Origin of the sequence: Enterococcus sulfureus ATCC 49903 (assembly GCF_000407605.1) — a bacterium.
Lineage (GTDB): Bacteria > Bacillota > Bacilli > Lactobacillales > Enterococcaceae > Enterococcus_G > Enterococcus_G sulfureus.
The window spans coordinates 292,569-306,444 of record NZ_ASWO01000005.1 but is presented as its reverse complement, the minus strand read 5'-3'; the positions used below and the strand labels follow the sequence as shown (position 1 = coordinate 306,444).

General features: G+C 39.3%; 11 protein-coding genes. 1 reads left to right on the top strand and 10 read right to left on the bottom strand.

Features of this window, described 5'->3' with window-relative positions; all coding sequences use genetic code 11:
• Positions 1-64: 64 nt before the first annotated feature.
• The 9 genes from I573_RS07525 to nifJ all read right to left on the bottom strand — a co-directional run bounded on the left by I573_RS07525 (position 65) and on the right by nifJ (position 12,215).
• Positions 65-979 carry a hypothetical protein gene (locus I573_RS07525; protein ID WP_016185620.1) on the bottom strand — a complete coding sequence of 305 codons (915 nt, stop codon included), beginning with the start codon at positions 977-979 and terminating at the stop codon, positions 65-67.
• Positions 976-1,614 (bottom strand): RDD family protein, encoded by a 639-nt coding sequence (locus I573_RS07520; RefSeq protein ID WP_016185621.1) that lies wholly within the window; start codon positions 1,612-1,614, stop codon positions 976-978. Before I573_RS07520 ends, I573_RS07525 begins: the two co-directional genes overlap by 4 nt.
• A 1-nt stretch (position 1,615) precedes the next feature.
• A complete protein-coding gene (gene sppA, locus I573_RS07515) occupies positions 1,616-2,647 on the bottom strand; it encodes a signal peptide peptidase SppA (protein ID WP_016185622.1) in 1,032 nt (343 codons plus the stop codon).
• 21 nt (positions 2,648-2,668) lie between these two features.
• Positions 2,669-2,944: a hypothetical protein gene (locus I573_RS07510; RefSeq protein WP_245555075.1), complete on the bottom strand. Its 276-nt coding sequence runs from the start codon at positions 2,942-2,944 to the stop codon at positions 2,669-2,671.
• 60 nt (positions 2,945-3,004) lie between these two features.
• Positions 3,005-4,990 carry a penicillin-binding protein PBP4(5) gene (gene pbp4, locus I573_RS07505; RefSeq protein WP_016185624.1) on the bottom strand — a complete coding sequence of 662 codons (1,986 nt, stop codon included), beginning with the start codon at positions 4,988-4,990 and terminating at the stop codon, positions 3,005-3,007.
• 62 nt (positions 4,991-5,052) lie between these two features.
• The gene (glmM, locus tag I573_RS07500; RefSeq protein ID WP_016185625.1) at positions 5,053-6,408 is read right to left on the bottom strand and encodes a phosphoglucosamine mutase; all 1,356 of its coding nucleotides are present in this window, start codon (positions 6,406-6,408) and stop codon (positions 5,053-5,055) included.
• A gap of 31 nt (positions 6,409-6,439) precedes the next feature.
• A complete protein-coding gene (locus I573_RS07495; protein ID WP_016185626.1) occupies positions 6,440-7,555 on the bottom strand; it encodes a CdaR family protein in 1,116 nt (371 codons plus the stop codon).
• Positions 7,555-8,448, bottom strand: coding sequence for a diadenylate cyclase CdaA (cdaA, locus tag I573_RS07490; RefSeq protein WP_016185627.1), 894 nt, complete (start codon positions 8,446-8,448; stop codon positions 7,555-7,557). Before cdaA ends, I573_RS07495 begins: the two co-directional genes overlap by 1 nt.
• Before the next feature lie 161 nt (positions 8,449-8,609).
• Positions 8,610-12,215: a pyruvate:ferredoxin (flavodoxin) oxidoreductase gene (gene nifJ, locus I573_RS07485; protein ID WP_016185628.1), complete on the bottom strand. Its 3,606-nt coding sequence runs from the start codon at positions 12,213-12,215 to the stop codon at positions 8,610-8,612.
• Positions 12,216-12,378: 163 nt separating this feature from the next.
• Between nifJ and I573_RS07480 the strand changes: the two genes are divergently transcribed.
• Positions 12,379-12,894, top strand: a complete 516-nt coding sequence (locus tag I573_RS07480; RefSeq protein WP_016185629.1) for a thioredoxin domain-containing protein — start codon at positions 12,379-12,381, stop codon at positions 12,892-12,894.
• A gap of 49 nt (positions 12,895-12,943) precedes the next feature.
• Here I573_RS07480 and whiA read toward each other — a convergent pair whose 3' ends face one another.
• The gene (whiA, locus tag I573_RS07475; protein WP_016185630.1) at positions 12,944-13,876 is read right to left on the bottom strand and encodes a DNA-binding protein WhiA; all 933 of its coding nucleotides are present in this window, start codon (positions 13,874-13,876) and stop codon (positions 12,944-12,946) included.

Sequence of the window (13,876 nt, the reverse complement as noted above, 5' to 3'; positions counted from 1 at the left end):
GTACACTATACAGACCCAATTGTAAACATTTTAAACACAAACTCCGTTATTTCTCAGCCATTTTTTAAGAAAATAACGAGAATTTCAAACGAATCATTTCTTTTATTTCTTGGATATTTTTAGCACTTGCTGTTTGGGTTTCTTTTGGATGGGTCTCTAGTATTTTGTAATCTAATGCATACACATCTATCCATTGTTTCACTTGTGTGACTTCTGGTAAAAAAGGATACAAATACGCCCAATGTGCGCGAATTTCAGTAACAGTGGCCGCCAACACTTGAGGTTGCGTTGCTAAAATAAGACTAGTTTGATCCAATGCTTGAAGTTGCTCACTTTGTTCTAATGTGGTTAGTTCTGAAAAAGCAACACGATGTACTTTCATCGTTAATGGATGTGTGACATCTAAGTGACGCGTTTCATTTAACTTGACTAATAGTTCTGCAGCTTTACTTTTTAATTGTGCTTGTGTCTGTGTTTGATACACGAGTAACGCCGGAAGTAACGCTTTGGCTTGTTGGCTCGTTAAGCCATCTAGAAAAGCCAACCAGTTTTTAGTTTGACGCTTTCCTTGCGACAAATCCAAAAGTTCCCGTTCTTTCTTTATTTTTTGCTCGGGATGAAATTGGAGATACGCATTCTCCATTTCTAAAACTTTTTGTTGCAAGGATACATCGTCAAGCGCACAACTCACAAACCAAGCATCCAAAAATCGATACGTCATGCAAAGCGCTTGTAGATAATTTGCATACATCTCTTTTGTCGTCAACAGCTCTGGATGTTTTTTCATGTACGTTAAAGCTGCTTCATATTCACCTAGGGCAAGTTGGCAGCTTACAATCATTTTTTGTTCCGTTTCACCTAATGATTCAGGTACAAGTTGATATAATGCTTGTAGACATGCTTGATAATTTTGTGTAGTAAACGCATCTTTTGCTCGTTCTAGTGTTTTTTGGTGTTCGTTTGGAAAAGATAAACTCAAGATTTCACTTCCTTATATACCGGTTCTACGTGATAAGACTCTGTCGTTTGATGTAAAAAAGCAGCCACTACCTTTAAGTTCACGACGGATGTATCAAAAAATAAATCGGCTACCTGTTGTTTTCTTGCAGTAAATAAAATCGGTACATATAAGAAAAGACCCAGTACGGGAATACTTAAAAAGAAACGACCACAACCTTCTCGTAATAATACGGTTTGCCAATCCAATACTGGACTAGTCAAAGAAACAACACGAATCCCAAAGATCATTTTACCAAGTGTTTGCCCATGATTTAATTTTGTTAGTAAAATAAAATAGCCATAATATACGATCAGTCCACATATCCCATACACACTCCACGTACCAAGTTGTGTAAACGTGATAAACAAGCCAACGATCGTTCGTACGACTTGTGTAAGTGCAGCAATGACGATCAAATCGATCATGAAGGCAAAGAACCGAATCCACATCCCACTAAAAAAGTATGTCGGTAACGGTGTAGTTATAACCGGCAGTTCAGGGGGCAACACTTCGTCGCTTTGTTGTTGAATCGTATCGATTTCTTCTTGTGTATAGACTTTCTTTTTACTTGAAGCTACAAGTTCCGTAAAAAAAGTATCTTGTTTTTCGCTCATCTTACTCCCCTCCATACATGTATAGTGGTTTTGGCGCACTTTGTGTACCGATGCTTTCAATCACTTTCGTCAAACGATTTTCTGGACTTTGTGTCAATCCTTGCCATTGAGCTAATTTAGCACCAAAAAATGTTTGGGCAAATCCTGTACTACTTGTACCGTATTCAAATACTTGTGCATTTTTCAGACCTTTGTCTTTACGAAGCGCTGCAAGTGCTTGATCTTCATATCCAATGGCATCGACCAATCCATTTTTGACCGCCTGACTTCCATCATAGATTCTTCCATCTGCAAGTTTATATACAGTGTCTTTTGGTAGATTTCGTCCAGTCGCCACAATATCTACAAAACGTTCATATGAACTATTGATATAGTCTTGCATCACATTTTTTTCTTCTTCACTAGGTTCTTTTGTCGGTGCGTTCATATCTTTTAGCGCACCGCTTTTATACGTTTGTTCTTTGAGTCCAAGTTTTTCTAACAACCCAGCGTAGTTTAAACTAGACGAAATCACACCAATTGAACCTGTGATCGTTTCATCTGTGGCAAAGATTTTATCAGCAGAAGCAGAAATATAATAGCCGCCACTAGCCGCCATACTTTGCATCGAAACATATAAGGCTTTTTTTTGATCTTGGATCAAGTGGATCTGTCTAGCTAGTTCTGCACTTTCGTAAACACCTCCACCTGGTGAATTCACTTCAAGCAATACGGCTTGGATCGAATCGTCTTGTTGGATCGCTTGCAATTGTTGCAATACAAATGCGTGATTGTACCCTTCACTAGAAAACAACCCATTCGACTCACCTGTGTCGGCAATTGTACCGTCGATTGTCACTTTCACGATACGCTTGCTGACCTCACCTGGTTCTAATTCATTTTCTGCTAAATCATTACTGCCATATAAAATACTTTGAACTGTCGTTAAATTCGATGTCTCTTTTTTATCCTCTGACCCTACAACACTAAAGATAATCGATCCAATGACAATGACACCAAATATCCCAACTGCAACCCATCTACGTTTATTCATTCTTTACCCCTCTACTTTCTCTTAATATTTATGGTCAAATACAAGAACTTCTTGTATATCCCCAGTTGTGTCTTTTGTATGAGCTTTTTCTTCCAATACAAATCCACCATAATATTCCTTAGTTAATTCATCTTGAATTTGAAACGGCCGCGCTTGTTTTTTTACCAAGGCAGTTGGGTCGATTTCTTGGATACTATCCCAACCCGTATCTAAAAAGATCGGTGTTTCCTCGCCTACACCTTCTGTTTCTAATCTTTGAATAAGTTCTTTTAATTGTTTTAGCGTCATTGTTTCCATCATCTTTACTCCTTATTAAAAAAAGAGAAAAAGGTTCACATCACTTTTTCTCTTTTTTTATTATTGATACGTTTGATTTAGATAGCTCAATAATTCATCTGCTTGCTTGATTGCAGTGTATTCTCCTTGACTATCTTCAAACATCGTAACCGTTAAATAGTTGTGATTGCCATAATCATACGCAAATAAAAAGCTATTTTCGGTTCCGCTTGTGTCGTCTTGTGATTGTTTGATTTCTGCAGTACCCGTTTTGGCTGCGACATCGATCCCTAATGCATTTAAACGATATCCAAAAGCTGTCGGTTCTGTCACGACTGCACGTAAATCACTGCCGACAATCTTGACAGCCTCTTGACTGATAACTTCGTTTTTCGTTTTGGTTTGGGCATCGAGTAGTAGTCGTGGATACACCAAATTTCCTTCGTTTGCAAATACCGAGTACATCGTGGCTTGTTCAACCGGACTGATCAACAACTGGCCTTGTCCATAACCTGTATCGGCTAATAAAATTTCTGAGTTGAATTGCTCATCGTTTGAAATTTGGGCCGCTTTCATCTCAAATGGCAAATCGAGTGTCTCCCCAAAAATAAAACGATTCAACCCCTCACGAAACGTGGCTTCGCCCATTTTCAAGGTTTGTTGCGCAAAATAAATATTATCTGAATACATTAGCGCATCTTTTAGATTCACTTCATCCGTTTGTTGAACACGTGTTACTTGATAGTCTCCCCAAGAAGCATCTTTTTGCCATTTCAATGAAGGAATCGCAATTTTCTGATCTGGATCAAGTGTTTTTGCATCGATTCCTAGAGCAGCCGTAATGGTTTTAAACGTTGAACCTGGAGCATAACGTGTGGCAAAGCGACTAATAAATGGTTTGGCTTCATTTTCAGCATAGACATTGTACTCCGCACTTGAAATTCCATTGGCCATTTTATTAGGATCGTAACTTGGTGAACTGACTAAAGCGACTAAGTCCCCTGTTTTGGGAAGAGTGGCTACTGAAGAACCTTTTTTACCACCTAAATGTTCAAACGCGATTTTTTGAGCATTCGCATCAAGCGTTAGTGTAACATCTTTTCCATTCGTCACTTGCTTTTTGACCAACACCTTTTTTTCTTGTTGGTTTTGATCTAAAAGAACGATTTCCCCTCCATCTTGACCACGCAAAGTATCATCAAGTGTTTGTTCAAGTCCTGATCGACCAATCAATTGACCTGCTTCCAATTTGGGATTTTTTTCTAAATCTTCAGCAGTGACTTCTCCTGTATACCCAATCAATTGAGCCGCGGCTTCTCCTAATGGATAATAGCGACCTGTCGTTTGTCTAATCTCGACACCTGGAAGATTTTCATTTGGTGCGTCTTTTGTCACTTTCAGTGGTACGAACGCATCATCTGTCACCCAGCCTTGAGCTAAGGTTTGGTTGATTCCTTCACTTGTCAATCCATATAATGCCGCAATTTGTGCGATCGCATTTTCTTTTTGTTCTCCTAGCTGTCCTGGAATGATCCCGACTTGATCGAGCGTATCATTGATCGCTAGACCTTGCTGATTTCGATCGACTATTTGTCCTCTAGTCGCTGAAATCGGCTGATAAGATACTGTATCGTCTTTTGTCATATCCGGAAAGATCAACGCCGGCGTCCATTGGATCTTATCCGCATCGACCATTGCTTGATATGTTGTTGTATACTTCCCTAGTGCTGTCGTTAAGGTTAACTCGTAAGAAACTTCATAGCCCTTTTTTTGTTTTTTGGTTTCGATCTCTTTGATTTTCGCCTCTTTTACACCGATACCTTGGTAGATCGTTTCATATTTTTTGGCAAGTTCTTCTTTAGTAAACCCCTCTGCTTTAAGCGAATCTGTACTTACATACTGATTGAGTTCTGTAAATTTTTGTTGGCTTAGCGCGTTAGTAAAATCTGTTACGATCTCAGTAGCCTTTACTTGAGCTTGGTGATTTTGATAATACCAAACTGTACCACTAAGACCGATACCCACAACGATGCCCGCTACGCCCCATACAAGATATTTTGTTTTCATAATGCCCTCCTTTAGTCAAAAAAGCTGCGAGAGAAGTGGTTCTCTTCACAGCTTTTTTAGAGTTACTCTAACCCGATTTCTTCGCGTACGACTGCGGCAATTTTCTCAACATAATATGTTACTTTTTCATCTGTTGGTGCTTCTGCCATCACACGTAATAAAGGTTCTGTTCCAGAAGGACGGACTAAGATACGCCCTTCACCATTCATTTCTTGTTCTGCTTCTTCGATTACTTCTTTGATTTTTGGCACGTCCATGGCCCCGTATTTATTCGATACGCGAATATTGACTAATTGTTGCGGATAGATTGCAACTTCTGCTGCTAATTCAGATAAAGTTTTTCCAGTTTCTTTCATCACATTTAATAACTGGATACCTGATAACATCCCATCACCAGTCGTATTGAAATCTAGGAAAATCATATGACCTGATTGTTCGCCCCCAAAGTTGTAGCCATTTTTGCGCATTTCTTCTACAACATAACGATCGCCGACTTGAGTGATCACATCTTTTAATCCAATTTGTTCTACCGCTTTATGGAATCCTAAATTACTCATTACCGTCGTTACGATCGTATCTTGTTTCAAGCGTTTTTTCTCTGCTAAATATTTGGCACAGATATACATAATCTTGTCGCCATCTACAATATTTCCTAACTCATCAACTGCAATAATTCGATCGCCGTCTCCGTCAAAAGCCAAACCAGCATCTGCTTGTTTTTCAACAACCATTTCTGCTAATTTTTCAGGATGTGTCGAGCCTACGCCATCATTGATGTTTAATCCATCTGGAGAAGTCCCCATTGTATAAAAATCGGTTTCTAGATCTGCAAATAAGCGGTTGACACTTGATGCTGTCGCACCGTTAGCTGCATCGATACACACTGTTAAACCGGATAGATCGGTTGGAATCGTTTGTGCTAAAAATTGTGAATATTTCATTAACCCTTCTGGATATTCTTCAACGGTTCCTAATCCTGTCGAAGAAGGACGAGGTAATGTATCTTCAGCTGCGTCGAGTAAAGCTTCGATCTCCGCCTCTTGATCATCCACTAATTTAAATCCGTCACTTCCAAAAAATTTAATTCCGTTATCTTGGGCTGGATTATGAGAAGCTGAAATCATGACCCCAGCGCTTGCTTTTTGTAAACGGGTCAAATAGGCTACACCAGGTGTTGAGATCACACCTAATTGAAAGACTTCGATCCCTACTGAAAGCAATCCTGCAATCAATGCACTTTCTAACATTTGACCAGAAATACGTGTATCACGTCCAACTAAAACTCGTGGCACTCGTTCTCCTGACTCGTGCTGGCTCAATACGTATCCACCACAACGACCTAATTTAAATGCTAGCTCTGGTGTTAATTCCGTATTTGCTTCTCCTCTTACTCCATCAGTTCCAAAATATTTTCCCATTATTCAACGTATCCTCTCTTTATCAAAAAAATCAATTTGTAGTCTCACTTGTAGGTTCTTCTACCGTTGTACTTGTAGGTAAAGAAGCTTCACTAGTCGCAGACTCTGTTGTTTCGAGCGATTCTGAACTTACAGTAGACGAGCGAGTTGTTTGTTGCGTTTGGCTACGACTAGATGATGTCGCAGACGTCGTCGTTTTTTGTACTGGTTTGATCGTAACGGTCACTTCATTTGGTGACACTTGTACGCCTTCAGGTACTTCAACAGCAGTCGTAACTTCTGTTTGCTTGACGACATTATCGATGTCTACTGAAACAGATACTTGATCAAGCTGATCTAACACTGCTTGCTCTGCGCTGACCGTCACGTTGTATTCGTTCAATTCGTAATCGATCGTCGCTAAACTCGTTGCCATTTTTCCTGTTGGAACGACCGTCACAGGAACTTGTTTCGAAGGTAATGTTACTGGTGCAGAAACTTTTACTTGTTCCGGTGTAATGATCGCGGGTAACTTTTGACCATTTGCATCTACTGCAGCAACAGTTACAGTAGTTGCAATATCTTTTGTCGCATTTTTGACCGCGCTCGTTGGTGCGAGTACTTGAGTGATCTCTTTTAACGTTTCTTCACCAGTCGTAACAGATACCGTACTCGGTTCGATTGCTATTTTACCTAATTCGTACCCTTCTTGCAAATTTCCTTGCGAAAGATCGGTTTGCACATCAAATGTTTTCGTTACTTTTTTCTCGATTGTTACCGTAATCGATTTTGTTTCCAAAGTCGCACTCACACTACTACTTAGATTTTGAACCTTCAATGGGACTTCATGCGTTCCAGGCTCTAACCCATCTAAATCAGCAATTACTCTGAAATTTCGTGTTTCTGCATTCAACTCTGTATTCAGTTGTACCCGATTATCACTTTTTAATTTGACCGTAACAGATGGTGTGAATCCTTGGATAAAATATTTAGATGAGTCGTATTGCGGTTGGATCGCAATTTCTTTTAATGTTTCTTCATAACTCGTGGGTGTCGGAATAATATTTCCTTGCAAGGTCGAGCCATTTGCATTAAAAAATAAAACGAGTGTAAATAACAACGAAATAATCGCATAAAAAATATTTTTTCTTCGACGGGTTTTAAGCATTATTTATCCCCCTTCTTACTTAAGCGATTCATCTCATCGATGAAGACCTTATAAAAAGGTTTCTTGACATCTTTTTCCTCGGCAGGAATCAACTCACGGCGTAAGATAGTTAAATACTCTTCTCTGGTCAACCCTGGTAATAATTGATTGTTCATCGTAATGCTCACATCTCCGGTTTCTTCTGAAACGATAAATGTCACTGCATCGCTGACTTCCGATACACCTACTGCTGCACGATGACGGGTCCCAAATTCTTTAGGGATCAATAAACTTTCAGACAACGGTAAATAGGCACAACATACACTGATTTTTCCATCACGGATAATAACGGCTCCATCGTGTAGAGGCGTATTAGGAATAAAAATATTGATCAATAATTCTCCACTGATATCTCCATCGACAGGAATTCCCGTTTCAATATATTCTTCTAATCCTGTATTGCGCTCAATCGTGACCAATGCTCCAATTTTACGCTTTGACATGTACTGGATCGCTTTATCAAAAGCCAAGATCATTTGTTCATCTTGACGTTTGTTAGATTTTGCTGGACTAAAAAATGATGTTCGCCCAAGATGTTCGAGTCCACGACGAATCTCTGGTTGGAAGATCACGATCGCCGCAATCACTCCATACGTAATGACTTGATCCATCAACCAAGATAATGTATGTAGACCAATCAATTCGGCCACAAAACGTGTAGCAATAAACATCGCAACACCTTTTAACAATTGAATCGCTTTTGTCCCTCTAACGAGTTGGATCAATTTATATAAAATAAACCATACTACTAGAATATCTAGCAAATTAATGGCGAAATCCCAAGATAAAAAATCAACAGAAAAAAACTGTTTCCAATGTTCTAAATTAAAAAAATTCGATAAGTTAATTGACATATATGAAGCCTTCCTTTGCTCACAGACTTTTCATATTTCAGTATAACATAAGCATTTTTTAAAATTGAGTGAAATTCTGACTTTTTTATCTATTTTTTTCAAAACTTATCATTACTTACAGAAAAAGCGATCAAATTTAAGATTTGATCGCTTTTTCTAGGTTATTTTTTTGCGTTTTTCTTACGTGCTTCTCGTCTTTCAAGTCGCCGTTTGGTAGCTTCATCCATTTCTACGTCTTGTTCGCTTACAGTCGCATTTACTTTTTCTCGGCTTATCTTGCCCGTAAGCTTTTGATAATACGCAAATCGTTTTGTTACTTGTTCTGTTAATTCTGCTAGTACTGCAGATGTTTTTACCGTATTAAAGCGTTGTTGCATCGTTAAAAAGTCACCTAAACGATCAAATTTTGGTCGTTTCGTATCTAAACTAAATCGTTTGGCTTCCGTTTTAAACGGATGATATCGATAAAGTGGCCAGTAGCCACTTTCTACGGCTAATTTTGCTTCCGTTAAACTATTTTTCATTCCACCAACTAATCCATGTGCAATACATGGCGTATACGCAATCAAAATCGATGGACCAGAAAATCTCTCTGCTTCTTCGATCGCTTTGATCGTCTGCATTGGATTGGCAGCAAATGAAATTTGTGCGACATAAACAGATTCATAGGTCATCGCCAATTTTCCTAGGTCTTTTTTATGTTGTCGTTTGCCAATCGAAGCAAATTTAGCGATCGCACTTTGTGGGGTGGCTTTTGATACTTGGCCCCCTGTATTTGAATACACTTCGTTATCTAAGACAAGGATATTCACATCTTCTCCACTCGCCAATACATGATCTAGTCCACCATAACCAATATCATATGCCCAGCCATCACCACCGATGATCCATTGACTCGGCTTAACAAATAACTCTTCTTTTGCTAAGATCGCAAGACGTTCACGTTCAAGCTCAGTTTCAGATTGCAACGCGTGCTTCAACTTCTCTGCGCGTTGCTTTGTTCCGTCACTATCCATCAAGTGCGTCACAAATTCTTCTATCCATGCCAACGTTTCCGCTTTGAAGACATTTTTGGCTTGTTTTTTTAGCTGAAGGAGTTGGTCTGCTAGTGCGTAGCGTCTGGTTGTGATCCCCATATACATTCCATATCCAAATTCAGCATTATCTTCCAAGAGCGAGTTTGACCAAGCTGGTCCTTTTCCTTCATGATTTGTGGTATAAGGAGCTGTTGGAAAGGATGCACTCCAGATAGAAGAACAGCCTGTTGCATTGGCAATCAACATACGATCTCCAAATAATTGTGTGACTAATTTAACATATGGCGTTTCGCCACACCCCGCACACGCTCCAGAAAATTCTAATAATGGTTGCTCAAACTGCGACCCCATCACACTTCCTAGTTTTGCTGGATTTTCTTTTTGTTTTAACGTCATCGCAAACGCCCAATTAATCGCTTGTTCTTTTTGTTCTTCATAAGGAACCATCTCCAACGCTTTTCCTTTCGCAGGACAAGCTTCAACACATACCCCACATCCCGTACAGTCTTCTACGGATACTTGGATACGATACCATAATCCATCTTTTCCACGGAATTTTCGTGTGATCATCCCTTCTGGTCGAGTAGCTTCTTCTTCTTCGTCTAGTAAAAATGGACGAATAGCAGCATGTGGACAAACAAAGGCACACTCGTTGCACATCGTACAGCGATCACTGATCCAGTTTGGTACTTCTAACGCGATTCCGCGCTTTTCATACGCTGCTGTTCCAAGCGGGATGGTCCCTGTTTGTAAAGACGATTCTGCAAACGCAGAGACTTTCAATTCATTTCCTTTTTGAGTCAATACGGGACGCGCAATCGTATCCATATACGTGGTTGTGCTAGGTTTTGGCTCTTCTACGTTTATGCTTTGCCACTCTTTTGGAATCGTGACGGTTTCTAAATACAAAATGGCTTCCTCTAAGATCGCGACATTATCCAAAACAACTTGCTTAGGTTTATGTCGATAGCGTAGTTTTAGTTCTTTTTTTAACGCTTCTTTGGCTTTCTCATACTCAAAAGGTTTCATCAAATAAAAGAAAACTGCTTCCATGATCGTATTGATATGCTGTCCAAGACCTTTTTCATGAGCTAACTTCATCGCATTGATCGTATAAAATCGTATTTGTTTTTGCGCAAGTTGCTGTTTCACTTTTTGAGGCAAAGCATGCAAGATTTGTTCTTTAGACCACGGTGTATTCAATACAAAAATCCCGCCAGGTTTTAGATCCTCCAATAAAGGATAATGATGAATATATGCTGGTGTATGACACGCGACATAATCTGCAGCTTCGATCAAATACTCAGATTGAATCGGTCGATCGCCATAACGCAAATGAGAAACCGTCAGTCCTCCAGATTTTTTAGAATCATAATAAAAATATCCTTGGATATGTGGTGCTCCATGTTTTCCAATCAATTTGATCGCAGATTTACTCGCTCCTACTGTCCCATCTGAACCAAATCCCCAGAATTTCGCTTGTTTGATCGAATCTGGAGTCAGGTCGATCGGACTTAAATTTGGAAGGGATAGATGCGTAACATCGTCATCAATTCCTAAGGTAAAGACTTCTTTTGGCTGAGGTGCACAAAGTTCTTTAAATAATGCAAGAATATGATCTGGACGGATTTCTTTTGAACCCAATCCATAACGACCATGAAGAATCATCGGTGCTTCTTTTTGTCCATAAAACGCGCTTTGTACATCAAGGGCCAAGGACTCTGCTGGTGCACCACTTTCTTTGCTTCGATCTAAAACCGCGAGACGTTGAACTGTTTTTGGCATGACTTGAAGTAAGTCCTCTACAGGAAATGGTCGATATAAATGAATACACACTACACCTACTTTGCGTCCTTTTTCGTTTAAGTGCGCAACGGTTTGGCGAATCGTTTCTGTTACAGACCCCATGGCAACAATGACCTCCGTCGCATCAATTGCCCCGTAGTAATTGACGACATCATAGTCAGTTTGACGAAAAGCATTTAGTGTTTTGAAATAGTTTTTGACCGTTAGAATCACTTGTTCATATGCCTGATTAACTGCTTCACGTTGCTGAAAATGTACGTCAGGATTTTGATTGGTTCCGCTGACCGTTGGATGATTTGGATTCATCGCACGTGCGCGAAATGCTGCAACTTGATCATGATCGACCCATTCTGACAATTTGGCATACGGCAATACCTCTATTTTTTGAATTTCATGACTTGTTCGAAAGCCGTCAAAAAAATGAACGAAAGGTACACTACTTTTGATTGAGGCTAGATGAGCAATTGCTGCAAAATCCATCGCTTCTTGGACCGAGCTAGATGCTAACATCGCATAACCACTTTGGCGTACGGCCATCACGTCAGAATGATCTCCAAAAATACTCAATGCATTGGTCGTTACTGCACGACTGGCGACATGGATCACACTTGGCAATAATTCACCCGCGATTTTATACATATTAGGTAGCATCAAAAGTAATCCTTGTGACGCAGTATAGGTCGTTGTCATCGCACCTGTTTTCAAGGCTCCATGGACCGCTCCAGCTGCTCCAGCTTCAGACTGCATATCAACAATTTTCACTGGCTGTTGCCAAATGTTTTTCCGTCGTTGTGTCGCCCATGTCTCAACCATCTCGGCCATCGGTGAACTCGGGGTGATCGGATAGACTGCGGCTACTTCTGTAAAAGCGTAAGATACATACGCCGCAGCCTCATTGCCATCCATGATCTGATATTCTTTCATAAAGACACTCCTCTTTTCACATTCTTTATTATCAGTATAATAGATTGTGAAAAAATTATAAAGATAAAAGTTAATTTTTTCACAAAAACAAAAGGAACTTGATTAGTAGGATTTTGACAAAAAATTAGGTACAATTGTGATAAGAAAAAGGAGGAATAATTACATGGATATTTCAGTAATCAAACCAGAAGCAACCAATACAAAGACAGGGATTAAAATCGGAGACAATGAAGAACGAATCATGATTGAATTTGTGAATTTGCGTTGTCCTTATTGCAAAAAATGGTTCCAAGATTCAAAAGAATATTTAGCACAAGCTGTTGCTCAAGATCGTCTTTCACGCTTGATCAAATTAACCGATCGACAAAAAGAATCATTACAACGTGGAAATGTGATGCATCGTTATGTCACAACGGATAATGCACAAACAGCTTTAGCTGAAATCGAAAAAATCTTCGATACTCAAGATCAATGGGGAAATCTATCTTTAGAAGAAGTTGCCGCATTTGCCGAAAATACTCTAGGATTGACCGAGCATAACCATGCAGAGTATGCTCAAGAAATTACCCAAGAAAGTGAAGCTGCTGTCATTAAATTTGTCCCAACTATTTTATTTGATGGACATATTTTTGATGAAAGTATCTCTAAAGAAGAATTGGCTACATTCGTTGAACAATAAAAAATTGAACAATAAAAAACGAGCAAAAAGTAAATACTTTTTGCTCGTTTTATTTTGCTTCTCTCAAGCGTTCAGCAAATTCGTTGATTTTACGAATTCGATGGTTAATCCCTGATTTTGAGATGGCACCCGATGGAATCATCTCTCCTAATTCTTTTAAACTAACTTCAGGATTTTCCAGTCGTAACTCAGCGATTTCCTGTAGTTTTTCTGGTAGTGCTTGTAATCCTACTGTATCTTCGATATAGGCGATATTTTCTAATTGTTTTGAGGCGGCATCAATCGTTTTATTCATATTGGCTGTCTCGCAATTGACCAAACGATTGACAGAGTTACGCATATCACGAACGATGCGTACATCTTCAAATTTTAGCATCGAATTGGTTGCCCCGATCACAACGAAGAAATCCGCAATTTGCTCGGCTCCTTTTAAGTAGGAAATATACCCGTTACGTCGTTCTAATGTTCGTCCATTTAAGTCGAAGAAATTCAACATCTCGCAGATATCTTGATTATGCTCTTCATATAAAGAATAGATCTCTAAATGATACCGGCTCGTTTCTGGATTATTGACGGAACCTGAAGCCATAAACGCGCCTCTTAAATAAGAACGCATTTTTTGACTATTGCCCATGATTTCATCTGAAACGTGTGTGTGAAACATCATACCGTCCATAATATCTAAATCCGTTAAGATGCGTTGTGTATCTTGTTTTAAGCGCACGATATACACATTATTCTTTTTTAATTTCATTTTCCGACGAACTAATAACTCACTTTTGACCTCATAATGATCTTTAAGCAAGGAGTAAATCCGTCTTGCGATCGCAGCATTTTCAGTTTGCACATTTAATACAAACTGATGATTGGCTAAACTAAGCGAACCATTCATCCGAATCAATGCCGCAAGTTCTGCTTTGGCATGCTCACGATGTACCTCAAGACTTGTTAATTCTTTTTTGACCTCGGCTGCAAATGACAT